The 24,585-nt window shown below is 74.7% G+C and carries 18 protein-coding genes; 14 read left to right on the top strand and 4 right to left on the bottom strand.

The window, feature by feature from the left end:
- Positions 1-92 precede the first annotated feature (92 nt).
- The 4 genes from AB0D10_RS23555 to AB0D10_RS23540 all read left to right on the top strand — a co-directional run bounded on the left by AB0D10_RS23555 (position 93) and on the right by AB0D10_RS23540 (position 8,682).
- Positions 93-461, top strand: a complete 369-nt coding sequence (locus AB0D10_RS23555; RefSeq protein WP_360259560.1) for an MGMT family protein — start codon at positions 93-95, stop codon at positions 459-461.
- Between the two features lie 53 nt (positions 462-514).
- The gene (locus AB0D10_RS23550; protein WP_360259558.1) at positions 515-3,889 is read left to right on the top strand and encodes an ATP-dependent DNA helicase; all 3,375 of its coding nucleotides are present in this window, start codon (positions 515-517) and stop codon (positions 3,887-3,889) included.
- Between the two features lie 156 nt (positions 3,890-4,045).
- Positions 4,046-7,303 carry a UvrD-helicase domain-containing protein gene (locus AB0D10_RS23545; RefSeq protein WP_360259555.1) on the top strand — a complete coding sequence of 1,086 codons (3,258 nt, stop codon included), beginning with the start codon at positions 4,046-4,048 and terminating at the stop codon, positions 7,301-7,303.
- Between the two features lie 194 nt (positions 7,304-7,497).
- Positions 7,498-8,682 (top strand): PP2C family protein-serine/threonine phosphatase, encoded by a 1,185-nt coding sequence (locus AB0D10_RS23540; protein WP_360259553.1) that lies wholly within the window; start codon positions 7,498-7,500, stop codon positions 8,680-8,682.
- Between the two features lie 4 nt (positions 8,683-8,686).
- On the opposite strand, the gene AB0D10_RS23535 is transcribed toward AB0D10_RS23540, so the two are convergent.
- A complete protein-coding gene (locus AB0D10_RS23535; RefSeq protein ID WP_360259551.1) occupies positions 8,687-9,658 on the bottom strand; it encodes an endonuclease/exonuclease/phosphatase family protein in 972 nt (323 codons plus the stop codon).
- Between the two features lie 79 nt (positions 9,659-9,737).
- Here AB0D10_RS23535 and AB0D10_RS23530 point away from each other — a divergent pair, with 79 nt between their 5' ends.
- The 6 genes from AB0D10_RS23530 to AB0D10_RS23505 all read left to right on the top strand — a co-directional run bounded on the left by AB0D10_RS23530 (position 9,738) and on the right by AB0D10_RS23505 (position 17,687).
- Positions 9,738-10,364 carry a PadR family transcriptional regulator gene (locus tag AB0D10_RS23530; protein WP_360259549.1) on the top strand — a complete coding sequence of 209 codons (627 nt, stop codon included), beginning with the start codon at positions 9,738-9,740 and terminating at the stop codon, positions 10,362-10,364.
- A gap of 68 nt (positions 10,365-10,432) precedes the next feature.
- Complete coding sequence (locus AB0D10_RS23525; protein ID WP_360259546.1) at positions 10,433-11,197, top strand: ABC transporter ATP-binding protein; 765 nt, start codon at positions 10,433-10,435, stop codon at positions 11,195-11,197.
- On the top strand, positions 11,194-14,061 hold the full coding sequence (locus AB0D10_RS23520; protein ID WP_360259544.1) for an ABC transporter permease: 2,868 nt from the start codon (positions 11,194-11,196) through the stop codon (positions 14,059-14,061). The genes AB0D10_RS23525 and AB0D10_RS23520 overlap by 4 nt, the downstream gene beginning before the upstream one ends.
- Positions 14,062-14,194: 133 nt before the next feature.
- On the top strand, positions 14,195-15,598 hold the full coding sequence (locus AB0D10_RS23515) for a dipeptidase (RefSeq protein ID WP_360259542.1): 1,404 nt from the start codon (positions 14,195-14,197) through the stop codon (positions 15,596-15,598).
- A 69-nt stretch (positions 15,599-15,667) separates the two neighbouring features.
- On the top strand, positions 15,668-16,609 hold the full coding sequence (gene nudC, locus AB0D10_RS23510) for an NAD(+) diphosphatase (protein ID WP_360259540.1): 942 nt from the start codon (positions 15,668-15,670) through the stop codon (positions 16,607-16,609).
- Positions 16,610-16,847: 238 nt separating this feature from the next.
- Positions 16,848-17,687, top strand: a complete 840-nt coding sequence (locus AB0D10_RS23505) for a GntR family transcriptional regulator (protein ID WP_360259538.1) — start codon at positions 16,848-16,850, stop codon at positions 17,685-17,687.
- A 29-nt stretch (positions 17,688-17,716) separates the two neighbouring features.
- Here AB0D10_RS23505 and AB0D10_RS23500 read toward each other — a convergent pair whose 3' ends face one another.
- A complete protein-coding gene (locus AB0D10_RS23500; RefSeq protein WP_030236313.1) occupies positions 17,717-17,974 on the bottom strand; it encodes a mycoredoxin in 258 nt (85 codons plus the stop codon).
- A 263-nt stretch (positions 17,975-18,237) separates the two neighbouring features.
- Between AB0D10_RS23500 and AB0D10_RS23495 the strand changes: the two genes are divergently transcribed.
- The 4 genes from AB0D10_RS23495 (at position 18,238) to AB0D10_RS23480 (ending at position 22,057) form a co-directional block, all read left to right on the top strand.
- Complete coding sequence (locus AB0D10_RS23495; RefSeq protein WP_360259646.1) at positions 18,238-20,406, top strand: ATP-dependent DNA helicase UvrD2; 2,169 nt, start codon at positions 18,238-18,240, stop codon at positions 20,404-20,406.
- A 261-nt stretch (positions 20,407-20,667) separates the two neighbouring features.
- Entirely contained in the window at positions 20,668-21,126 is a 459-nt protein-coding gene (locus AB0D10_RS23490; RefSeq protein ID WP_360259535.1) for a hypothetical protein, read from the top strand.
- A 218-nt stretch (positions 21,127-21,344) separates the two neighbouring features.
- On the top strand, positions 21,345-21,662 hold the full coding sequence (locus tag AB0D10_RS23485) for a WhiB family transcriptional regulator (RefSeq protein WP_360259644.1): 318 nt from the start codon (positions 21,345-21,347) through the stop codon (positions 21,660-21,662).
- Positions 21,659-22,057: a hypothetical protein gene (locus tag AB0D10_RS23480; protein ID WP_360259533.1), complete on the top strand. Its 399-nt coding sequence runs from the start codon at positions 21,659-21,661 to the stop codon at positions 22,055-22,057. Before AB0D10_RS23485 ends, AB0D10_RS23480 begins: the two co-directional genes overlap by 4 nt.
- A gap of 128 nt (positions 22,058-22,185) precedes the next feature.
- Here AB0D10_RS23480 and AB0D10_RS23475 read toward each other — a convergent pair whose 3' ends face one another.
- Together AB0D10_RS23475 and AB0D10_RS23470 are read right to left on the bottom strand one after the other, a co-directional pair.
- Positions 22,186-23,616 carry an AarF/ABC1/UbiB kinase family protein gene (locus AB0D10_RS23475; RefSeq protein WP_360259531.1) on the bottom strand — a complete coding sequence of 477 codons (1,431 nt, stop codon included), beginning with the start codon at positions 23,614-23,616 and terminating at the stop codon, positions 22,186-22,188.
- A 159-nt stretch (positions 23,617-23,775) separates the two neighbouring features.
- Complete coding sequence (locus AB0D10_RS23470) at positions 23,776-24,498, bottom strand: TetR/AcrR family transcriptional regulator (RefSeq protein ID WP_360259529.1); 723 nt, start codon at positions 24,496-24,498, stop codon at positions 23,776-23,778.
- Between the last annotated feature and the right edge of the window lie 87 nt (positions 24,499-24,585).

Here is a 24,585-nt window from a genome sequence, read left to right as displayed (position 1 = left end):
CCGACCCCCCGTGCTGGACAGGGGGCGGATCGGGCGCGGCGTTCCGTTCGCCCCGGACCGCGGGTACGCCCCTGTGAGGAAGAATGCCCCAGGTGACGGACGTAACAGACGACGGCCTCCAGGACGCCCTACCACCCTTCGCCGAACTGGTGCTCGACCTGACCGAGCGGATTCCACCCGGCAGGGTGATGACCTACGGCGACGTCGCCGAGTACCTCGGCCAGGGCGGTCCCCGGCAGGTCGGCCGGGTGATGGCACTGTACGGCGGCTCGGTGCCCTGGTGGCGGGTCATCCGCGCGGACGGCCGCTTCCTGCCCGGGCACGAACAGCGTGCCCTCGCCCACTACGGCGACGAGGGCACCCCGCTGCGCGAACTCGCCGACCCGCCCCGGGTCGACCTCCGCCGGGCCCGCTGGGACGGCCGGGAGACTTCCCCGAACTCCCCGCACGGACGGGATTGACGGGGGAGGATCGTAGGCTCGATGTGGGCGGGCCCGGCGGGCCCGCCCCCGCCATGCCCCAGCCCGACCCCCAGGAACGGTCCGTGACGTCTCCCTACCGGCTCGTGCGCAGCCAGCTCGTCCAGCCCGACCCACCCACGCTGGACGCCTACCAGCGTGCCGTGGTCGAGCACGGCGACGGGCCGCTGCTGGTGCTGGCCGGACCGGGCACGGGCAAGACCACCACCCTCGTCGAGGCCGTCGCCCGGCGGATCCAGGACGGCACCGACCCCGAGCGGATCCTCGTCCTCACCTTCAGCCGCAAGGCCGCGATGGAACTGCGCGACCGGATGTCCGGCCGGCTCGGCAGCTCCGCCGCCGCCCCGCAGGCCACCACCTTCCACTCCTTCTGCTACGCCCTGCTGCGCGCCCACCAGGACCCCCGGGACTACGCCGAGCCACTGCGGCTGCTCTCCGGCCCCGAGCAGGACGTCATGGTCCGCGAACTGCTGGCGGGCGGAGCCGAGGACGCCCGCCTCGGCAGCTCCCGGATCGCCTGGCCGCTGGACCTGCGGGCCTGCCTGACCACTCGCGGGTTCGCCGACGAGGTCCGCGCCGTCCTTGCCCGCAGCCGCGAGCTCGGCCTCGGCGAGGCCGAGCTGGAGCGCTTCGCGCAGGGCGTCCAGCGCCCCGACTGGGGCGCCGCCGCGCACTTCCTGGCCGACTACCTCGACGTGCTCGACCTGCGCGGCGTCCTGGACTACGCCGAACTCGTCCACCGTGCCGTCCTGCTCGCCGAACGCCCCGAGGTCGAGGAGGACCTGCGCCGGCGCTACGACGTCGTCTTCGTCGACGAGTACCAGGACACCGACCCCTCCCAGGTCCGGCTGCTGCGCCGGCTCGCGGGCGGCGGACGCGACCTGGTCGCCGTCGGCGACCCCGACCAGTCGATCTACGCCTTCCGCGGCGCCGACATCAACGGCATCCTCGACTTCCCGCAGGCCTTCCGCCGCGCCGACGGCGAGCCCGCCGAGGTCAAGGTGCTGCGGGTCTCCCGCCGCTCCGGCGCCCTGCTGCTCGCCGCCTCCCGGGAGCTCGCCCGGCGGATGCCGATGGGACGGCTGCCCGCCGACAAGCTCGCCCAGCACCGCGCCCTGCTGCCCTCCCGCGAGGGCGGCCGGGTCGAGATCTACACCTACCCGACCCCCGGCGCCGAGCTGGACTCGATCGCCGACCTGCTGCGCCGCGCCCACCTGGAGGACGGCGTGCCCTGGGGCGAGATGGCCGTGCTGGTCCGGGCCGGCGCCCGGTCCATACCGGGCGTGCGGCGGGCGCTCGGCGCGGCCGGCGTCCCGCTGGAGATCGACGGCGACGACCTGCCGCTGCGCGAGGAGCCGGCCGTCGCCCAGCTGCTGCTCGCCCTGCGGGTCTGCGCCCAGCAGGCGGCCCGGCAGAGCGCCCGCGACCGGCACGGTGAGGACGACCCCGCCGCCGACACCCCCGACCCGCTCACCACCGACCTGGCGCACGCCCTGCTCACCGGCCCGCTCGGCGGCCTCGACGGCTCCGACCTGCGGCGCCTCGGCCGCGCCCTGCGCGAGGAGGAACGGGCCGCCCTGCGCGCCGAGGGCCTCCCCGCCACCGCCCCGCGCCCCGCCGACGAGCTGATCCGCGAGGCCCTCGCCGAGCCCGAGCGGCTGATCGCCCTCGACCCCGCGCACGCCCGCCGCGCCCGCGACCTCGGCACCCTGCTGCGCAAGGTCCGCGAACTGCTGGCCGGCGGCTGCACCGCCGAGGAGGCGCTCTGGGAGCTGTGGGACGGCAGCCGCCGCTGGCGCGAGCGCCTGGAACGGGCCGCCCTGCGCGGCGGCGCCGCCGGCCGCAACGCCGACCGCGACCTGGACGCGCTGTGCGCCCTGTTCGAGACCGCCGCCCGCGCCGAGGAGCAGGTCACCGGCCACCGCAGCGCCCTCGACCTGCTCGCCGAACTCGAAGCCCAGGACATCGCCGCCGACACCCTCACCGTCCGGGCCGTGCGCCCCGAAGCCGTCCGGCTGATGACCGCCCACCGCTCCAAGGGCCTGGAGTGGCGCCTGGTCGTCGTGGCCGGCGTCCAGGACGGCCTCTGGCCCGACCTGCGCCGCCGCGGCTCCCTGCTGGAGGCCGACCGGATCGGCCGCGACGGCCTCGCCGAACCGCTCTCCCCGGCCGCCCTGCTCGGCGAGGAGCGCCGGCTCTTCTACGTCGCCACGACCCGGGCCAAGGAGCGGTTGATCGTCACCGCCGTCAAGGCCCCCGCCGACGACGGCGACGAGCCCTCCCGCTTCCTGCGCGAGCTCTACCGGGAGGACATCGACATCCGGAGCGGAAAGGTGGTGCGCCGCACCCCGCCGGTCACCGTCGAGGACGTCACCCACCGTCCGCGCCGGCCGCTGTCCGTCGCCGCGCTGGTCGCCGAACTGCGCGCGGTCACCGTCGACCCCGCCTGCACGCCCGCGCTGCGCCGCGCCGCCGCCGAACGGCTCGCCACCCTGGCCGCCGCCACCGACGAGGACGGCCTGCCGCTGGTGCCCGCCGCCCACCCCGAGCGCTGGTGGGGCCTGGACGACCCGACTGCCGCGCCCGAGCCGCTGCGTAGCGCCGTCCTGCCGGTGCGGCTGTCCGGCAGCGGCCTGGAACAGCTGGAGAGCTGCTCGCTGCAGTGGTTCCTGGACAAGGAGGTCAGGGCGCGCGCCGCCGGCTCCGCCGCGCAGGGCTTCGGCAACGTGGTGCACGCGCTCGCCGACGAGGTCGGCTCCGGCCGGACCCCCGCCGACCTCGCCGTCCTCATGGAGCGCCTGGACACCGTCTGGGACGCGCTGGCCTTCGACGCGCCCTGGAAGTCCCACCAGGAGAAGAACGAGGCCCGCGCCGCCCTGGAGCGCTTCCTCAACTGGCACGTCCTGGAACGCGGCCGGGACGTCGTCGCCACCGAGCACGGCTTCGACGTCACCCTGGACGTCGGCGGCGTCGCGGTGCGCATCCGCGGCTCGATGGACCGGGTGGAGAAGGACCAGGCCGGGCGCGCCTACGTGGTCGACTTCAAGACCGGCAAGCAGATCCCCACCGACAAGTCCATGCCCGACCACAAGCAGCTCGCCGTCTACCAGCTCGCCGTCCGGGCCGGCGCCCTCAACGAGCTGCCCGGCTTCGCCGAGCGGCCCCCGGCCACCGGCGGCGCCGAACTGGTGCACCTGCGCGAGCCCGCCGCCAAGGCCTCCCGGGACGCCCCCAAGGTGCAGCGGCAGGAGCCGCCGGAGGGCGAGCCGTGGATCGAGGGCCTGCTGGCCCAGGCCGCCGGGAAGGTCCTCGCCGAGCGCTTCGTCCCGCAGACCGGCGGGGGCTGCGACCGCTGCGCCTTCCGCCGCAGCTGCTCGGCCCAGCGGGACGGGGCGCAACTGGTCGAGTAGCGGCCCCCGGCCCCCGGCCCCCGGCCCCAAGCCCCAAGCCCCGACGGCCCCGGCTGCCCGGAGGGTCCCGGCCGTCGCCGCCGCCCCGACGGTCCGAGCCGTCCCGCCGGACCCGGGGAGGCACGGCTTGTCCGTCGCTCCGGTTACGGTTGCGTGGTGACCGCCGTGCTCAGCCATCCCGACCAGCTCAAGGAGTTGCTGGGGATCCCCTTCAACCGGGAGCAGATGGCGGCCATCGGCGCCCCCCTGGAGCCGGCCGTGATCGTGGCCGGCGCGGGCTCCGGCAAGACCACCGTGATGGCCGCCCGGGTCGTCTGGCTGGTCGGCTCCGGCTCGGTGCGGCCCGAGGAGGTGCTCGGCCTCACCTTCACCAACAAGGCCGCCGGCGAGCTCTCCGAACGCGTCCGGACCGCCCTGCGTGTCTGCGGGCTGGGGGCACCCCCGGCCGAAGGCTGGGGGAGGGCGTCCGACCGGGACGCCGCCGAACCGCTCGGCGACCCGGAGATCTCCACCTACCACGCCTTCGCCGGCCGCCTCCTCAAGGAGCACGGCCTGCGGATCGGCATCGAGCCGGACGTGCGGCTGCTCGCCGACGCGACCCGCTTCCAGCTCGCCGCCAAGGTGCTGCGCACCGCCCGCGGCCCGTTCCCGGCGCTCACCGGCACCTTCGCCAACCTGGTCGCCGACCTCACCGCGCTGGACGGCGAACTCGCCGAGCACCTCGTCGAGCCGCAGACCCTGCGCGACTTCGACGAGGACCTGCTGGACACCCTCGCCGGCGTCAAGCTGACCAACGACGACCTGCGGGCCGTCCCGGCCACCGCCCGGGCCCGGCTGGAGCTGCTGCGCCTGGTCGAGGACTACCGGCGCCGCAAGCACGCCGCCGGGCTGATGGACTTCGGCGACCAGATCGCGGCCGCCGCCCGCCTCGCCCAGCAGCGCCCCGAGGTCGGCGAGCTGCTGCGCGGCCAGTTCCGGGTCGTGCTGCTGGACGAGTACCAGGACACCTCGGTGGCCCAGCGCCTGATGCTCGCCGGGCTCTTCGGCGCCGGCCCCGACGGCGCGGGCGGCGGCCACCCGGTGACCGCCGTCGGCGACCCCTGCCAGGCGATCTACGGCTGGCGCGGCGCCTCCGTCGCCAACCTCGACGAGTTCCCCCGGCACTTCCCCCGGTCCGGCGGCCGCCCGGCCGAGCGCTACGCGCTCAGCGAGAACCGCCGCAGCGGGGGACGCCTGCTCGCCTTCGCCAACGAACTGGCCGCGCCGCTGCGCGCGATGCACGAGGGCGTCGAGGCGCTGCGCCCGGCCCCCGGCGCCGAACTGGACGGCTTCGTCCGGACGGCGCTGCTGCCCACCCACGCCGAGGAGGTCGACTGGCTCGCCGACTCGATCGCCCACCTGGTGCGCACGGGCACCGCGCCCGGCCGGATCGCCGTGCTGTGCCGCGGCGGCGCCGCCTTCCCGGACGTCCACGCGGCGCTGGTCGCCCGGGAGGTGCCGGTCGAGGTGGTCGGCCTCGGCGGGCTGCTGCAGCTGCCCGAGGTGGCCGACCTGGTGGCGGTCTGCGAGGTGCTGCAGGACCCGACCGCGAACGCCGCGCTGGTGCGGCTGCTGGTCGGCCCGCGCTGGCGGATCGGCCCCCGCGACCTCGCGCTGCTCGGCCGCCGGGCCGCCGAGCTGGTCCGCACCGACCGGCCCGAGGGCGTCGAGGCGCTGGCCGCCGCCGTGGCCGAGGCCGACCCGACCGAGGTGGTGTCGCTGGCCGACGCGGTGGAGAGCTTCCTGGACTCCCCGTACGGCGAGGAGGGGAAGTCCGACGACCTGCCGTTCTCCGCCGAGGCGCGGGTGCGCTTCGCCCGCCTCGCCCAGGAGCTGCGCGACCTGCGCCGCTCGCTGGCCGACCCGCTGATGGACGTGCTGCACCGGGTACTGGCGGTCACCGGCCTGGAGGTCGAACTCGCCGCCTCCCCGCAGGCGCTGGCCGCCCGGCGGCGGGAGACCCTGCACGCCTTCCTGGACGTCGCCGCCTCCTTCGCCGACCTCGACGGAGACCCGGGCCTGGCCGCCTTCCTCGGCTTCCTGCGCGCCGCGCAGGAGTACGAGCGCGGCCTGGACAGCAGCCTGCCCGGCGGCGAGGACACCGTGAAGGTGCTCACCGCGCACAAGTCCAAGGGGCTGGAGTGGGACGTGGTCGCGGTTCCCGGGCTGGTGCGGGGCGCGTTCCCCTCCTCCACCCCGCGCGAGCGCTGGACCAGCTCCAAGCGGGTGCTCCCGCACGCCCTGCGTGGTGACGCGGCCACCCTGCCCGACGTGCGCGGCGGGTGGAACGGCAAGGCGATGACCGCCTTCAAGAAGGAGCTCACCGAGCACACCACGACCGAGGAACTGCGCCTCGGCTACGTCGCGTTCACCCGCCCCCGCTCCTTGCTGCTGGCCTCCGGCCACTGGTGGGGGCCGAGCCAGAAGACCGTCCGGGGCCCGTCCGCCTTCCTGGAGGGGCTGCGCGAGCACTGCGAGCGGCCCGGCGCGGGCGAGGTCGAGCACTGGGCCGAGCAGCCGGAGAAGGAGGCCGAGAACCCGGCGCTGGCCGCCCCCGCCGAACGCCCCTGGCCGCTGCCGCTGGACCCGGCCGCGCAGCACGCGCGCCGCCGGGTCGCCGAGGTGGTGCGCGCCCGCCTCGCCGGCGCGCCCGAGCCGGAGGCGGAGCCGATGGCCCCCGAGGACCAGCGCCGGCTGGCCTCCTGGGACCGCGATCTGACCGCGCTGCTGGGCGAGTTGGAGCGCTCCCGGCGCACCGAGCGGGAGGTGCCGCTGCCCGCCGCGCTGTCCGCCACCCAGCTGCTGCGGCTGGCCGCCGACCCGGACGGCTTCGCGCACGACCTGGCCCGCCCGATGCCGCGCCCCCCGCAGCCCGCCGCCCGGCGGGGCACCCGCTTCCACGCCTGGGTGCAGTCCCGGATCGAGCCGCTGCTGCTGGTCGAGCCCGGCGCGCTGCCCGGGGCCGACGACGACGGAATCGAGGACGAGCAGGACCTGGAGCGGCTCAAGGAGGCGTTCCTGCGCACCCCGTACGCGCAGCGCAAGCCCCACCGGGTCGAGGCGCCGTTCCAACTGGTGCTGGCGGGGCGGGTGGTGCGCGGCCGGATCGACGTGGTCTACCGTGACGATGACGGGTTGTCGGGATCCGGTGGTGCGTCACGCTACGAAGTGGTGGACTGGAAGACCCACCGGGAGGAGACCGCGGACCCGTTGCAGCTCGCGGTCTACCGGCTGGCCTGGGCCGAGCAGGCGGGCGTCGATCCCGAGCAGGTGACGGCGTCGTTCCTGTACGTCCGCAGCGGACGGATCGTCCGTCCGGCAGGACTTCCCGGCCGAAAAGAGTTGGAACGGCTCCTGATCGGGAACAGTGACTAATGAGTCACGCAGAGCACCCAAGTCATCACGCCAGTGCCCGAAACCTGTGCGTCGTGCACGTTTCGCGCCTATTGTGGGGTCGGTAACCGGTCAACCCCCGTGCTCCGGCCGCCAGCGAGGCCCGTATTCCCTGACCCTCAGTCATCACCGCAGGTGCCCCCGGGCATCGGCGCCTTCTGCTGGAGAAACCGACGTTGAGCGCGACCGGATGGATCAGAGAGCGGTTCACCGGGCCGACCCCGGGGCCCGCTCCGGGCGCGACCGGCACCTGGCCGAGGACGGCGCTGGCGCTGCCGTTCATCGGCATGGGGCTGATCGTCGTCCTCGACTACCTCAGCGGCACCGGCGTGACGGTCGAACCCGCCCTCACCGCCGTGCCCGCGCTGGCCGCCGTGGTCAGCCGACGCACCTGGTACCCGTTCGTCATCGGCCTGTGCACCGAGGCGGCGGCCTTCCTGATGGCCTTCCGCAGCGACACGCTCGGCTCGTCCGTGCACGCCGCCAGCGTCATCGCCGTCCTGCTCGTCGCCACCATCGGCTGGGTCAGCGCCACCTTGCGGCTACGCCAGGAACGGGCGCTGGCCGACGCCCAACTGGTCGCCTCGATCGCCCGCCGGGTCCTGCTGCGGCCCGTCCCCGAGCGGGTCGGCACCGTCCGGGCCGCCGTCCACTACGAGGCCGCCGCCGCGCACGCCCGCATCGGCGGCGACCTCTACGAGGTGGTCAACACCCGGCACGGCGTGCGGGCCGTGGTCGGCGACGTGCGCGGCAAGGGCCTCGGCGCGGTCGAGACGGCCGCCGCGGTGCTCGGCGCCTTCCGCGAGGCCGCCCACCAGGAGCCCGCACTGGACCGGGTGGCCGGCTGGCTGGCCGTCAGCCTCGACCGCGCCCTGCACGAGAACGACCACCCCGGTGTGGAGGAGGAGTTCGTCACCCTGGTGCTGATCGGCGTCGGGCCCGACGGTGCCGCCGAGATCGTCAACTGCGGCCACCCCGCACCGCTGCTGCTGCGCGGCGGTGAGGTCCGGCCGCTCGAACTCGCCGAGACGGTACCGCCGCTGGGCGTCCTCGACCCGGCCGACGTCAGCCCGCCGGTCCACCGGGTGCCGCTGCGGGGCGGGGACCGGGTGCTGCTGTTCACCGACGGGGTGATCGAGGCACGCGACCGCGCGGGCACCTTCTATCCGCTCGCCGAACGGTTCCCGCGCTGCGCCGACGGCTGCCCCGCCGACGTCCTGCAGCGCCTGCACGAGGACGTGGTGCGGCACGTCGGGCGCCAGCTCGGCGACGACGCGGCCATGCTGCTCCTGCAGTACGAACCGCCGCCGACACCCGGCGTCCACGTGCCGCAGCAGGCCGGGGTCCTGGCGCGGCACTGAGCCCCTACAGCGACACCTCGACCAGCAGCGGCCGGTGGTCCGACACCGCCGCGCGCGGCGCGGCCGCCGGGCCCACCGCCGTGCGCGGCACGCCGACCGCCAGCACGTGGTCGAACTGCACCGCAGGCCGGTGCGCGGGGTAGGTCGGCGTGCGCGCCAGGTCGTACCAGCCCTGCATCCTGGGCCGGGGTTCGCGCACCCGCCGCCGGCGCGGCTCGGCCGACAGCGGCCGGGCCCGCCGGGCCGCCCGCAGCTCCCGCACCCGTACCCGCGGCGCGGTGCGCTCCAGCGCCGTCGCCCCGCCGAGCACCGTGCGCGGCAGCGCGCCCACCAGGTTGAAGTCGCCCAGCACCAGGTACGGCTGCGGGAGGTCGGCGATCCACCGCCGGATGCCCGCCAGCTGCGCCATGTTCCAGCCCGGGACGAAGGACAGGTGCGCCGCGACCACGGTGAACGGCCCGCGCTCGCCCTCCAGCACCGCCGCGAGCGCCGCCCGCGGTTCGTCCGGCACGGGGGTCAGCCCGCGCCGCCCGGCGACCCGCAGCGGCAGCCCGAAGGGCGCCGGGGCGAAGCGCCGGGCCCGCCAGTGCCGCACCGGCAGCCGGGTCAGCAGCGCCGTCCCGTAGGAGGGCGGGGCGTCGTCGCCCACCTCGTCGGGCCCGTACACCTGCAGGCCGTTCGGCTCGGACGGGTCCGGCACCCAGCCCGCCACCGGTGCCGGGCGGCCGTGCAGCGCGGCGGCGAAGCGCCAGTCCTTGGCGCCCATCGCCGCGGCCGCGACCGCTGCCTGGTCGGTGCCGCCGGAACGCGCCTGGTGCCGGTCCACCTCCTGCAGGGCCAGCACGTCGGCGTCCAGTGCGGCCACCGCCCCGGCCAGCGGTTCCCCGGCGTCGGCCGGGTAGGGCCGCGGCGCGCCGTCCGGGGCGAGCGGCTGACCGTGCAACAGGTTGAAGGTGGCGATGCGCAACTGGCTCACACCGCACGACGGTACCCGGTCGCCGGGGGAGGGGGGTGCGGCTTGAGGCGGTGGGGCATACCGGGTATACATACTCGGTATGTCCATCCGTCACGGTCTGCTCGCCCTGCTCGACCAGGGCCCGCGCTACGGCTACCAGCTGCGCACCGAATTCGAGGCGCGCACCGGCGCCACCTGGCCGCTCAACGTCGGACAGGTCTACACCACGCTGTCCCGGCTGGAACGGGACGGCCTGGTCGAGGCCGCGGGGGAGGACGACGAGGGCCACCAGTTCTACGCCGTCACCGACGCCGGCCGCACCGAGCTGCGGGCCTGGTTCGACACCCCGGTGCCCCGGACCAACCCCCCGCGCGACGAACTGGCCATCAAGCTCGCCATGGCCGTCACCGTCCCCGGGGTGGACGTCTCCGCCGTCGTCCAGGGCCAGCGCCGGCACAGCATCAAGGCGCTCCAGGACTACACCCGACTCAAGGGCCGCGCCCTGGCCGGGGAGGCCCGGCCCGGCGTCGTGCCCTCGGCGAGCAACGACCTCGCCTGGCTGCTCGTCCTGGACCAGCTGATCTTCCAGACCGAAGCCGAGATCCGCTGGCTCGACCACTGCGAGACCCGGCTCGCCCAGCAGGCCGAACTCCTGCAGACCCGTACCGCCGAGGTCGCCCGCGACGGCGGCGCGCCCGCCAAGCGAGGCCGCCGCCTGCGCACCTGAGCGCCCGGCACCGAACCACCGGCCCGGGCCCCCGACCCCGGGCCCACACCCAGTACAAGGGGGGAATCGTGTCCCACACCCGAGAGTCCCGGCAGACGCCGGTGCTGCACCTGGAGAACGTCACCCGCGTCCACGGCCACGGCGCAGCCGAGGTCCAGGCCCTGCGCGGCGTCGACCTCAAGGTCCACCCCGGCGAGTTCGTCGCCGTGATGGGCCCCTCCGGCTCCGGCAAGTCGACCCTGCTCACCCTGGCCGGTGGCCTCGACACGCCGAGCGGCGGCCGGGTCCTGGTCGAGGGCGTCGCCCTCGGCGACCTCAACCGCAAGAAGCTCGCCCAGGTCCGCCGCCGCTCCGTCGGCTACGTCTTCCAGGACTACAACCTGATCCCGGCCCTCACCGCCGCCGAGAACATCTCGCTGCCGCGCGAGCTCGACGGCCTGTCCGCCCGGGCCGCCCGGCGCGAGGCCCTCGCCGCCCTGGAGGAACTCGGCATCCCCGAGCTCGCCGACCGCTTCCCCGACGACATGTCCGGCGGCCAGCAGCAGCGCGTGGCCATCGCCCGCGCCCTGATCGGCGACCGCCGCCTGGTCCTCGCCGACGAACCCACCGGCGCCCTCGACTCCACCACCGGCGAGGCCGTCCTCGCCGTCCTGCGCGCCCGCTGCGACGCCGGCGCGGCCGCCATGATGGTCACCCACGAGGCCCGGCACGCCGCCTGGGCGGACCGCGTGGTCTTCCTGCGCGACGGCCGCATGGTCGACGAGTCCGTCAGCCAGGACGCCGCCAGCCTGCTCGTCAGCGCCGCCACCAACAGCATGAAGGTGGACGAGTGAAGCTCAGCGCCTGGCGGCTCGCCCTGCGCATCGCCCGCCGCGACGCCCTGCGTGCCAAGGGCCGCAGCGCGCTCGTCGTCGCGATGGTCGCCCTGCCCGTCCTCGGCGTCACCGGCGCCGACGTGGTGTTCCGCAGCGCCGACCTCTCGCCCGCCGAACACGCCGTACGGGTCATGGGCCGGGCCGCCGCCGAACTGGAGATGGTCGAGCGCGGCTCCGCCGTCAAGCAGGCGCCCGACCCGGAGAAGGGGTTCAGCGTCGAGAACCCCAAGGACAAGGCCAAGGACGGCGCCGCCCCGCAGTACACCCCCGCGCAGCAGCGCTCCCTCGACACCGAACCCGCCAAACTGGCAAGCCAGTTGCTACCGGCGGGCGCCACCCTGGTGCCCGAGCGCCAAGGCCCGTACACCGCGGCGAGCAGCGCCGACGGCCTGCTCTCCACCCGCGTCACCGAGGCCGACCTGAACGACCCGGTCTGGAACGGCCGCGTGGACCGGGTCAAGGGCCGCGCCCCCGCGAACGACCACGAGACCGCCGTCACCCCGGACTTCCTCAAGCGCTCCGGCCTCAAGATCGGCGACCGGACCGCCGTTCGCGGCCTGGAGGCCACCCCGTTCACCATCACGGGCGTCTACGAGTACCCCGGCGACCTCACCGCCACCGAGCTCATCGCCCCGCCCGGCTCCCTGGTCGACCGGCTCGCCGCGGCCCCCGGGGCCTCCCGCGGGCCGTCCTCCGGCAGCGGCGAACCCACCACCTGGCTGGTCAAGCTCCCGGCGGGCGTCGACCTCGACTGGCCCAAGGTCGTCGAGCTCAACGGCCACGGCTTCACCGTCACCTCCCGCGCCGTCCTGATCGACCCCCCGGCCCGCGCCGACGTCCCCTTCTTCGCCGAGGAGGACCTGCACGGGACGACGGTCTCCTATTTCGACAAGACCAGCGTGGTCATCCTCGCGACCGTCGTCGGCATGGCCCTGCTGGAGATCGTCCTCCTCGCGGGCCCCGCCTTCGCCGTCGGGGCCCGGCGCTCCCGGCGGCAGCTCGGCCTTCTCGCCGCCGCCGGCGGTGACCGCGCCAACGTCCGGGCCGTCGTGCTCGGCGGCGGCATCGTCCTCGGCGTCACCGGCGCCGCGGTCGGCCTCGCCCTCGGCGTCGGCCTGGTCGCCCTGCTGCGCACCCAGGCCGAGGAGTACTCGGGCCGCCGCTTCGGCCACTTCGCCCTCCAGCCGCTCGACCTGGCCGGCGTGCTCCTGGTCGGCCTGGTCACCGGGCTGCTCGCCGCCGTCGTTCCCGCCGTCCAGGCCTCCCGCCAGGACGTGGTCTCCGCGCTCACCGGCCGTGACTCGCTCAAGCCGCCGAACCGCAAGCTCGCCGTGCTCGGTCTGCTGATGCTCGGCGGCGGCGCGGCCCTCGCCCTGTTCGGCGCCACCAGCGGGATCGGCAACCGCAGCCTCGCCGTCCTCGGCGGCTCGGCCGTCGCCGAACTCGGCATGGTCGCGCTCACGCCCTACCTGGTCGGCCTGTTCGGCCGGCTCGGCCGCTGGCTCTCGCTCGGCCCCCGGCTCGCCCTGCGCGACTCCGTGCGCCACCGCGGCCGCACCGCGCCCGCCGTCGCCGCCGTCATGGCCGCCGTCGCCGGCTCGGTCGCCGTCAGCGTCTACACCGCCAGCTTCGAGGAGCAGTACCGGCGCGAGTACGTCGCCCACGGTCCCTCGGGCGCCGTCCTGCTCGGCAGCGGCTGGCTGTCCGGCACCGACGGCAAGCTGCTGCCGCAGATGCGCGAGGCCGTCGAGCGCAGCATCCCCGACCTCGGCCCGCGGGCCGACGTCCAGAACGTGCACTACAAGGGCGACTGCTCCGACGGCGGGCCGTGCGGCTACATCAGCGTCGACCTGCCCAAGGAGATCCGCTGCCCGGTCCTCGACGACGACCGCGAGTTCGGGCCCGGGGAGGCCGAGCGGATCCTGTCGACCGACAAGCGCTGCCAGACCGACGACCGTCGCGGCAGCCCCTTCGGGTCGCTGACGGCCGGCGACGCCGTCCTGCTGCACAACCTCTACGGCGTCACCGACCCGGCCGCCGGCCAGGCCCTCGCCGCCGGCAAGGCCGTGGTCTTCGACGCCCGGTACCTCAAGGACGGCAAGCTCGCCCTGAACTACAACGAGCCGACCGACTTCAACGTGAGCGGCGGCCCCGCCCGCAAGCCCGTCCGTCACGAGGTCGCCGTCGACGCGGTCCTCGCCGACGCGGTGCTGCCCGCCCCCGGGCAGGCCGTGATCAGCCCGGACACCGCCGCCAGGCTGGGCTTCACCACCGCGACGTCCGGCTCGGTCTGGCTCCCCGGCGCGGCGCCCTCGGACGGCTCCCAGCAGAAGGCCGACGGCGCGCTCGCCAGGATCACCGACCGGGGGCTCCTCACCGTCGAGCGCGGCTACCAGTCCAGGGCCGGTCTCATCACCCTCGGCCTGACCGTCTTCGCCGGTCTGGTCGCCCTCGGCGCGGCCGGGATCGCCACCGGACTGGCCGCCGCGGACTCCCAGCGGGACCTGACCACCCTCGCGGCGGTCGGCGCCGAGCCCCGGATCCGGCGCTCGCTGTCCGGCTTCCAGTGCGGGGTGATCGCCGCCATGGGCGCCCTGCTCGGCGTGGTCAGCGGCATCGTGCCGGGCGTGGCGCTGCGCAAGGTCGAGGGAGCGGCGAACAACTACCCCGGCATCAGCCCCGAGAAGCTCGCCGACAAGGCGCTCGTGGTCTTCCCGTGGCCCACCATCGCCGCCATCGTCGTGGTGCTCCCGCTGCTCGCGGCCGCCCTCGCGGCGGTGCTCACCCGCTCGCGGATCACGATGCTGCGCCGCTCGGGCTGAGGCCCCGTCCCGCCCCCGTCACCCCCGTCCGCGCCCGTGCCGCGGCGGGGGTGACGGAGGTTACAGCCCCGGGAGCGCCCGGCACCCGGACGGCCGGGGCGGGCACCCGCACGGGCGAACTACAGTCGTCGGTATGACGAGAACCCCGGACAGCGCCGTCCGCTCCTACATCGACCGGCACCAGGCCGCCTTCCTCGCCGACCTGGCGCAGTGGCTGGCCATCCCCTCGGTCTCCGCCGACCCGGAGCGCGCCGGCGACGTGCGGCGCTCCGCCGAGTGGCTGGCCGCCAAGCTGGGCGAGACCGGCTTCCCGGTCGCCGAGGTGTGGGAGACCGACGGGCTGCCGGCGGTGTTCGCCGAGTGGCCTTCCGGGGACCCGTCCGCGCCCACCGTCCTGGTCTACGGGCACCACGACGTGCAGCCCGCCGCCAAGGAGGACGGCTGGGACACCGAGCCGTTCACCCCGACCGTGGTCGGCGACCGGCTGTACGCGCGCGGCGCCGCCGACGACAAGGGCCAGGTGTTCTTCCACACCCTGGGCGTGCGCGCCCACCTGGACGCGACCGGCCGCACCGCGCCGGCCGTCAACCTCAAGCTGCTGATCGAGGGCGAGGAGGAGTCCGGCTCGCCGAACTTCGCCGACCTGGTCCGCCGCGAGGCCGACCGGCTGGCCGCCGACGTGGTCGTCATCTCCGACACCGGCATGTGGTCCGCCTCCACGCCGACCGTCTGCACCGGCATGCGCGGTCTCGCCGACGCCCAGATCGACCTGTACGGGCCGGACACCGACATCCACTCCGGCTCCTTCGGCGGTGCCGTCCCCAACCCGGCCCAGGTCGCGGCCGAGCTGGCCGCCGGCCTGCACGACGCCGACCACCGGGTGGCGGTCCCGGGCTTCTACGACGGCGTGGTCGAGCTGACCGACCGCGAGCGCGAGCTGTTCGCCGAACTGCCCTTCGACGAGGAGCAGTGGCTGAAGGTCGCCAAGTCGTACGGCACCCGGGGCGAGGCCGGCTACTCCACCCTGGAGCGGATCTGGGCCCGCCCGACCGCCGAGGTCAACGGGATCTGGGGCGGCTACACCGGCCCCGGCGGCAAGACCATCGTCCCCGCGTCGGCGCACCTCAAGCTGTCCTTCCGGCTGGTCGCCGGGCAGGAGGTGGAGAAGGTCCGCGAGGCGGTGCGGGCCTGGGTGGCCGAGCGGGTGCCCGAGGGCGTCCGGTACGAGCTGGTCTTCCCGGGCGCGACCCGGCCCTGCCTGACCCCGTTGGACCACCCGGCGCTGCAGTCCACCGTCCGGGCGATGGGCCGGGCCTTCGGGCAGAAGATCCTCTTCACCCGCGAGGGCGGCTCCGGCCCGGCGGCCGACCTGCAGGACGTGCTGGGCGCGCCGGTCCTGTTCCTCGGCATCTCGGTGCCCTCGGACGGCTGGCACTCGGTCAACGAGAAGGTCGAGCTCGACCTGCTGGCCAAGGGCGTGGAGACCGCCGCGTACCTGTGGGGCGACCTGGCCGAGAACTTCCGGCCCGGCGCGTGACCGACGCTCCGCACACCGAGGCAGTCAGATCACTCATCCGGATGATTCACCACGTGGGGATGGAACGACGTGAGCACCGTGCCTGAGACCGAGCGCCCGCTGCACCTGGCCCTGGCCAGGGCCGGGGTGGACCGGGCGGCCGAGCACCGGTTCGACGAGCCCTGGCTGGCGGCGGCCTGGAGCCACCCGAACACCCGGGTGCTGCCGATCGCCGGCGGCGAGGCGTTCGTGGTCGACACCGCGAAGGGCACCGAACTCGTGCTGCTGCCGTCCTTCGAGGCGCCGCAGACCGGCGACCGGTACTTCCTCGGCACCGACCAGGACGGCGTCTCGTACTTCGCGCTGGCCGGCGAGAGCCTGCCGGGGCGGCTGGACGGCGACGCCCGCCCGGCCGGGCTGCGCGAGGTCGGCGGGCTGCTGTCGGACCGGGACGCCGGACTGCTGGTGCACGCGGTCGCGCTGGAGCACTGGCACCGGCTGCACAGCTTCTGCTCGCGCTGCGGGCACCCGACCGAGAAGGCCGGCGCCGGGCACGTGCGGCGCTGCACCTCGTGCGCGGCCGAGCACTACCCGCGCACCGACCCGGCGGTGATCATGGTGATCACCGACGAGCAGGACCGCTGCCTGCTCGGCCGCCAGGCGCTGTGGCCGGAGGGCCGCTGGTCGACCCTGGCCGGCTTCGTCGAGCCGGGGGAGTCCATCGAGCAGGCGGTGGCCCGCGAGGTGCACGAGGAGGCGGGCGTGCGGGTCGGCGAGGTGCGCTACGTCGCCAGCCAGCCGTGGCCGTTCCCCTCCAGCCTGATGCTCGGCTTCGCGGGCAAGGCGGTGCCGGGCGGCACCGACATCACCGTGGACGGCGAGGAGCTGGCCGAGGCGCGCTGGTTCTCCCGCGAGGAGCTGAAGGCCGGGATGGAGGCGGGCGAGATCCTGCCGCCGTCCGGCATCTCGATCGCGCGGCACCTGGTCGAGCTCTGGTACGGCGAGCCGCTGCCCCCGGCGGCGCGCTGGTAATTCGGTGCGGGGGGTTCCGCCGGGCGGGGCCTCCGGGGAAAGGGGGCGTGCGACCAATGTCGCGCGCCCCCTCCTTTCTTTTCAATCCCTTCCCGAATTCCACACCACCTTCTGTTCGTATCCGGACGGGCCAGTTCTGCTACCGGAACGCGGTCCGGGAGGGTCGTCGTCGACCCGCACGGACGACATTGCCGGAAACGGCTGAAACCGCGTCACCGCGCTCGCTACATTCACTCGGGTGACAATCCCCCGGGGCACCGCCCAATCGCCCAAATACCAGCGCCTCGCCGCCGACCTCCGCCGTCGGATCGCCGAGGGCGAGTTCACCGCCGACGCCGCCCTGCCGGTCGAGAGCGAACTGGAGCGCCAGTACGGCGTCGCCCGCAACACCGTCCGCCTCGCCGTCGACGTCCTGGTCAACGAGGGCCGCCTGGTCCGCCTCCAGGGAAAGGGCACCTACCTGCGCGAACACCCGGTCCTGGACCACCGCGCCTTCGGTCCGACCTCGACCCCCGCGCCGCGCGACTGCCTGGCCGCGCCCTCCGCCGTCTACCTCGGCGAGGCCGCCGAAGCCGGGCGCGAACTCAGCACCGACTTCGAGATGATGATCGTCCGGGCCCGGGTCGACATCGCCGAACGCCTCGGACTGCGCCCCGGCGAGGCCATCGTGGTCCGCCGTCAGCTGCGGCTGCTCGACCGCGAGCCGTACTCCATCGAGGAGAGCCACTACCGGGCCGGCCTCGCCGCCGGCACCCCGCTGATGGAACCCGACCCCGTCGAGGGCGGGGACGAGGCCGTGCTCGCCACCCTCGGGCGCACCGAGGTCGGGGCCGTCGACCACCTCGTCGCCCGGATGCCCGGCCCCGAGGAGGCCCAGTGGTTCCAGGGCGGCCCCGGTGTGCCGCTCATGGTGCAGACCCGCGTCACCTACGACCGCCGCGGGCCCGTGCGGGTCATCGAGACCCGCTACTCGGCCGACCGCAGCCGGCTCGTCTACGGCGTCGGCGACCTCGACGCGCGCACCAGCCTGCCCGCGCCCGCCGCGCCCGTCGACCCCGCCCGGGCCGACGCGACGTGACGCGCGCCGGCCCGGGCGGCCCGGCCGGATCAGGCTGCCAGGGCCTTCTTGACCTGCAGCAGGCTCGGGTTGGTCATGACCACCCGCTCGCCGCCGCCCACCGGCGTCACCAGCACCGTCGGCACCGTCTGGTTGCCGTTGTTCACCGACTCGACGAAGGACGCCGACGCCGGGTCCTCCTCGATGTTGATCTCGGTGTAGCCGATGCCTTCACGGTCCAGCTGGCTCTTGAGCCGGTTGCAGTAACCACACCAGGTCGTGCTGTACATCGTCACGGTGCCGGACATCGAGGGGGCTCCTTAGGAAGAGGGGTGCGTTCGGTCTCCGGGACGAACGTCCACCGGACGGCGGGCATTCCGGCCCGCCACCGACCACACTGCGGAGCGATCATCCTGCGATCACACCGGGCCTGTGGACAACCCCGCCCCCGTTGTCCCACCGGGCTGAGAGGATGGAACGCATGCAGGAAGACCTCTTGAGCGGCAGCCCCCACGACGCCTCCCACGGCTCCCCCTGGGCCGACCCCGGCGCCGCCACGGGCCCGGACGCCGTGCTCGCCGGGCTCGACCCCGAACAGCGCGCCGTCGCCACCGCCCTGCAGGGCCCCGTCTGCGTCCTCGCCGGCGCCGGCACCGGCAAGACCCGCGCCATCACCCACCGCATCGCCTACGGCGTCCGCAGCGGCGTCTACCACCCCCAGCAGGTGCTCGCCGTCACCTTCACCGCCCGCGCCGCCGGCGAGATGCGCGGCCGGCTGCGCCAGCTCGGCGCCGAGGGCGTCCAGGCCCGCACCTTCCACGCCGCCGCCCTGCGCCAGCTCCACTACTTCTGGCCCCGCGCCGTCGGCGGCCCCGTGCCCCAGCTCCTGGAGCGCAAGGTCCAGCTCGTCGCCGAGGCCGCCGGCCGCTGCGGCCTGCGCGTCCAGCGCACCGAACTGCGCGACCTCACCGCCGAGATCGAGTGGGCCAAGGTCACCCAGACCGCCCCCGAGGACTACCCCGCGGCCGTCGCCAAGTCCGGCCGCGAGGCCCCCCGCGACCCGGCCGAGACCGCCCAGGTCTACCGCGTGTACGAGGAGACCAAGAGCCGCCGCGGCACCATCGACTTCGAGGACGTGTTGCTGCTCACCGCCGCGATCCTGGAGGACCGGCCGGACATCGCCGACCAGGTCCGCTCCCAGTACCGGCACTTCACCGTCGACGAGTACCAGGACGTCTCCCCGCTCCAGCAGCGCCTGCTCGACCAGTGGACCGGGCCCGGCGGCGGCGCCAGCCTCTGCGTCGTCGGCGACGCCAGCCAGACCATCTACTCCTTCACCGGCGCCACCCCCGACTACCTGCTGAACTTCCGCGGCCGTCACCCCGAGGCCACCGTCGTCAAGCTCGTCCGCGACTACCGCTCCACCCCGCAGGTCGTCCACCTCGCGAACGGACTGCTCTCCCAGGCCCGCGGCGAGGCCGCCCGCCACCGCCTCGAACTCGTCTCCCAGCGCGAGGCCGGCCCCGAGCCCGTCTACACCGAGTACGAGGACGAACCCACCGAGGCCGAGACCACCGCCCGCCGGATCAAGGACCTCATCGCCACCGGCGTGCGCGCCAGCGAGATCGCCGTCCTCTTCCGCACGAACGGCCAGTCCGAGGTCTACGAGCAGGCCCTCGCCGACCTCGGCGTCCCCTACCAGCTCAAGGGCGCCGAGCGCTTCTTCGAGCGCCCCGAGGTCCGCGACGCCGGCGTCCTGCTGCGCGGCGCCGCCCGGGCCGCCTCCGACCCCCTCACCGCGGACGCCCCCGACCTCGCCGGCCAGGTCCGCGCGGTCCTCGCCACCCGCGGCTTCACCGCCGAGCCGCCGGCCGGCTCGGGCGCGGTCCGCGACCGCTGGGAGTCCCTCGCCGCTCTCGTCCGCCTCGCCGAGGAGTTCGAGCGCACCCGCGCCGCCGAGGGGCTGGGCACCGACCTCGCCGCCTACGTCGCCGAACTCGACGCCCGCGCCGCCGCCCAGCACGCCCCCGCCGTCGAGGGCGTCACCCTCGCCTCCCTGCACGCGGCCAAGGGCCTCGAATGGGACGCCGTCTTCCTCGTCGGCCTCACCGAGGGCACCCTGCCGATCATCTACGCGAAGACCGACGAGCAGGTCGAGGAGGAACGCCGCCTCCTCTACGTCGGGGTCACCCGCGCCCGCAAGCACCTCACGCTCTCCTGGGCGCTCTCCCGCTCCCCGGGCGGGCGCGCGAGCCGCAAGCCCAGCCGTTTCCTCGACGGGCTGCGCCCCGGCTCCTCCGCACCCGGCGCGCGGACCGGCGCGCGCGGCGGCCGCGGGGGCGTCGAGCACGGCGAGCGCTCCGCCGCCCGGCGGGTCCGCGGACCGGTCACGTGCCGGGTCTGCGACCGGGTGCTCACCGATGCCGTCGAGCGCAAGCTGCGCCGCTGCGAGAGCTGCCCCTCCACGATGGACGAGGCGCTCTACGAGCGGCTGCGCGAGTGGCGGGCCCGGCAGGCCAAGAAGCAGGGCGCCCCGGCCTACGTGGTGTTCACCGACGCGACGCTGATGGCGATCGCCGAGGACGTGCCCGCCAACCGCCAGGACCTGGCCTCGATCTCGGGGGTCGGTGCGATGAAGCTGGACAAGTACGGGGCGGCCGTGCTCTCGTTGTGTGCGGGGGAGGAGCCCGAGGAGGATCCGGACGGCGTCGAGGACGACGGTCCGGTCGATCCGGCGTGAGCCGGCGCGGGCGCGGTCCAGGGGACTGCTCGGGGACTTCCGAACCGGCTGCGGAGCGCGCCGTGGAACTCACCGCGAAAAATAGTTTGCGCGGCGTACCGGGAGCGCAATAGCCTGCCGGGGCGGTCAAGGGGACGCGATCGCACGGGGTCACACCTGTGCCGAATCCCCCGCACCCACACAGCTTCACCGAGACAGACATCCGAACATTCGGAGCCGGGGCGACCTGGCTCCGCGAGACGCCGAGAGGAGGCGAAGACAGTGGGAAACATCATGATCACCAAAATGACTGGCCAGACCGTTGTCGCTGCCTCCCTGCGTGCCGCCCGTCTGCGGGCGCTCGCCGAGCTCGGTGGAACCGGTCTGGGTCTCGACACCACCGGTGTCTCCTTCGCCCCCGTTGTCAGTGGTCTTGGACACACTGATCTGTGCCTCACGGGCAGCAGGAGCGTCGAAGGCACCTCGGTCGAGACCGGTCTGTCCCGTGGCTGGGCGTCGTTCGGCACGCCGCGCTCCCTGCGCGACGAGCGACCGACCCAGGCACCGAAGGCGGCCGTAGCCGCCGCCATGCATGGCGGCTATGAGCAGGTCATCGGTGCCGGAAACCCCCAGAAGCAGAACGAGCAGCAGATTAACCAGGCCATGGCCGCCTTCAACGGCGCCAAGGCCGTCCGGATGTGGGCCTTCCGCGGGCCTGAACCCTGGAGAGAACGAACCTGAGTCAGCCTCAGGTCGGCACCTCCAGGGCCGCGGAACCCGTCACACCGGGATCCGCGGCCCTTCTGTTTTGTCCGGTACGCAAGACCACCCAGGCCCTCCGGGGCCTCCGGCCCAGCACCACCAGTCACCTGGGCCGGAACCACTGAGAAGACGAGGAAGACGCCACAGTGTCCACGGTCATCACGCCGCCCACCCCGTCCGTACCGCCGACAAGCCAGATCACCAAGGCCGACCAGGCCGACCCCCCGGAGGTTCTTTCCATGCAGATCAGCTCGATCGAGCAGGCCGAAGCGCTCGGTCTCCCCATCCCCTGCCGCGCGTTCGACCCCGAGGTCTTCTTCGCCGAGACGCCGGCCGACGTCGAGTACGCGAAGTCCCTCTGCGGCACCTGCCCGGTGAAGGACTCCTGCCTGGCCGGCGCCCTGGAGCGGCGCGAGCCGTGGGGCGTCTGGGGCGGCGAGCTGTTCGTCCAGGGCGTCGTCGTGGCCCGCAAGCGTCCCCGTGGCCGTCCGCGCAAGACCGAGGTCATGGCGTGAACCCCGCCGACCAGGCCAGGGTCGTCCGCCGGGGAGAGCAGCCCCCGCTGGACAGCGCCCTCCGCCGTTCCGTGCGGATCGCCGCCGCCAAGGCCGATGCCGCAGCCCGAACCCCATTCCCGAGCACGCACCACGAGCAGGACCACCACATGACCCCCGCCGTCGTCGATCCCACCGCCCGCGCCGAGCAGGCCGCAGAACTCCAGACCCAGAACAGGATCCTCGAAATGCAACTCCTCCACGAATCCCTGGCCCGTGCCCATATGCAAGACAGGCTCCACGAGGCCGAGAACCAACGGCTCGTCAGCCGGGTCATCCGGGCCCGCAGGCTCCGGCAGCGGGCCGAGCGGGCCTCGCTGCGGGCGCGCAAGGCGCTCGCCGTGGCGCTGATGTAGAACCCGTGGGCCCGTCGGGCCTCTTCCGTCCGACCCCCGTCGTGCCGCAGGCCGCTCCCCATCCAGGGGGAGCGGCCTGCGGCCGTCGGGGCCCGGTGGGCGGTGGCCTCCGCCGGTGCCCGGCGCCGTCAGCCCTTCGTGAGGCGGGCGGAGCCGGTGCCCTTGCGGGCCTTCGGCTGCTCCGACCGCTCGGGCCCCGCGGGGTGCCCGGGCCGGTGCGACGGCCGCGTCCGGTCGGCGAACTCGGGGAGCCAGTCCAGCATCTCCGCGCGGAACGGCGCCTTGGCGCCCAGCTGGCACAGCACGCCGATGGTGCTCAGCGTCACCCGGTGGATCAGCAGGTACGCGGGCGGCAGGTTGAGCTGCTTGCCCAGGTTGTAGGCGGGCGAGCGCGGGTCGGCGATCCGGGCCGCCTGGGAGCGCATCCAGGCCCGGGTGAAGTGGAAGCTCTCCACCGCGGCCGGCTCGATGATCGGCAGCAGGTAGTCCAGCACCGCGTCCGGATCCAGCTGGATCGAGGGCTTCACGAAGCCCTCCTCGCGCAGCATCTGCAGCACGCCCGCCGCGTCCCCGGCCAGTGCCATCCGCAGCGACGCCCCGATCGGCGCGGGCAGGCCGCCCGGAAGCCGGTCCACGGTGCCGAAGTCCAGGACGCCCAGCCGCCAGCCGGACACCGGGCCGTCGTCCTTCAGCAGCCGGAAGTTGCCCGGGTGCGGGTCCGCGTGCAGCAGGCCGGTCCGGGACGGGCCGGCGAACAGGAACCGGGCCAGCAGCTGCCCGGCGCGGTCGCGCTCCTCCTGGGTGCCGCGCGCGATCACCTCGGCCAGCGGGGTGCCGTCCATCCACTCGGTGACCAGCACCTGGTCGGCCTGCGCCACCACGCCCGGCACCGCGATGTCCGGGTCGCCCGCGAACTCCTCGGCGTGCCGGCGCTGGGCCTGCGACTCCAGCTCGTAGTCGAGCTCCTCCGACACCCGCTCGCGCAGCTCGGCGATCAGCGGCTTGATGTCCAGCCCGGGGATCAGCGGGCCCAGCAGCCAGGCCACCCGGCTCAGCTGCGACAGGTCCGCGAGCAGCGCGTCGCCCGCGCCCGGGTACTGCACCTTGACCGCGACCCGGCGGCCGTCGTGCCAGACCGCCCTGTGCACCTGCCCGATCGAGGCCGCGGCCGCGGGGCGGTCATCGAACTCCAGGAACAGCTCGCGCCAGTCCTCCCCGAGCCGCTGGGCGAGGGCGGTGTGCACCGTGGCGGCGGGCATCGGGGGAGCGGCGTCCTGCAGCTTGGTGAGCGCCGCCCGGTACGGACCGGCGACCTCCTCGGGCAGCGCGGCCTCGAAGACGGACAGCACCTGCCCGAACTTCATCGCCCCGCCCTTGAGTTCGCCGAGGACCTTGAACAGCTGGTCCGCGGTGGCCTGTTGGAGCTCGGCGGTGACCACCTCGGCGGAGCGGCCGCCGATGCGCCTGCCCAGGCCGAGCGTGGCGCGACCGGCTATTCCCAGCGGCAGGGCGGCGAGCCGTGCCGTGCGGGTCACTGCCTTGCGCGGAAGATCGCTCACCCGGGCCTCCAATCCCTGGCCCCCCGACACCGGACGGCCGACCATCACTACGCCATTGTGCCCGCTCCCCGCCCCGGGCCCGGCGGAATTCCGCGGGGCGGGGTGGGGAACGACGTCCCCTTTGCGGGGACTTGGGCGGCTTGGTCCGGTCGGCCGGGGTCAGCGGGGCAGGCGCAGGGCGAGGCCGTCCAGGACGACCTCCAGGCCGTAGCCGAACTTGCTGTTGCGGACCTCGACCGGGTCGGGGCTGGCGGCGGCGGCCGCGTAGGCGTCGGCGAGGTGGGCGTAGTCGGCGCTGGCCTGCCGGGCGGCGGGCATCAGGCGGGCGATGAAGTCGGCCTCGCTCTCCCCGGAGCGGGCGACGGTGGTGAGCCAGGCCGCCTCGGTGGTGCTCATCCCGACGACGTAGGAGATGAGCGTGTCGATCGCCCGGACGGGCTCGGGGAATCCGACGGCGGTGAAGAACGCGGTCAGTCGCTCGCCGTAGGACGCCAGATTGGGGCCGAGGTAGGCGAGGCCGGCCTGGCCCAGCACGGAGGAGAGCCAGGGGTGGCGCAGGGCCGTCGCGCGGAAGGCCTCGGCGGCCTCGGTGGCCGCGGCGCGCCAGTCGGGGCTGTCGGCGGGCGGCAGGGCCATCTCGCCGAAGACCTCGTCCACGGCGAGCTCCATCAGCTCGTCCTTGGTGGCCACGTGCCGGTAGAGGGAGGTGGCGCCCGCGTTCAGGCGGGCGGCGAGCTTGCGCATGCTCAGGGCTTCTATGCCCTCGGCGTCCAGTACGACGATCGCCTCGCGGACGATCGCGGTCCGGCTGAGAGCCGGCTGGTCGGGCTCGCTCTGCCGTCGGGCCCACACGGACGGGATCGGGTTCGTTCGGGCGGCCATGGCGGCTCCTCCTCCTACACGCTGCGGACACCGTTCGCAGTGAGCGTACAGGAGTCGGATGTTGCGCACACCGTTCCGATGTGCGTA

It is taken from the genome of Kitasatospora sp. NPDC048545, assembly GCF_040651155.1.
Classification (GTDB): domain Bacteria; phylum Actinomycetota; class Actinomycetes; order Streptomycetales; family Streptomycetaceae; genus Kitasatospora.
The sequence above is the reverse complement of the archived record's forward strand: the minus strand, read 5'-3'. Positions and strand labels throughout refer to the sequence as shown.

Excerpts from the sequence above, each read along its gene's own strand:
- AB0D10_RS23550 (WP_360259558.1), top strand. The coding sequence starts at position 515 with ATGCCCCAGCCCGACCCCCAGGAACGGTCCGTGACGTCTCCCTACCGG.
- AB0D10_RS23530 (WP_360259549.1), top strand. The coding sequence starts at position 9,738 with ATGTCCATCCGTCACGGTCTGCTCGCCCTGCTCGACCAGGGCCCGCGC.
- AB0D10_RS23515 (WP_360259542.1), top strand. The coding sequence starts at position 14,195 with ATGACGAGAACCCCGGACAGCGCCGTCCGCTCCTACATCGACCGGCAC.
- AB0D10_RS23500 (WP_030236313.1), bottom strand. The coding sequence starts at position 17,974 with ATGTCCGGCACCGTGACGATGTACAGCACGACCTGGTGTGGTTACTGC.
- AB0D10_RS23470 (WP_360259529.1), bottom strand. The coding sequence starts at position 24,498 with ATGGCCGCCCGAACGAACCCGATCCCGTCCGTGTGGGCCCGACGGCAG.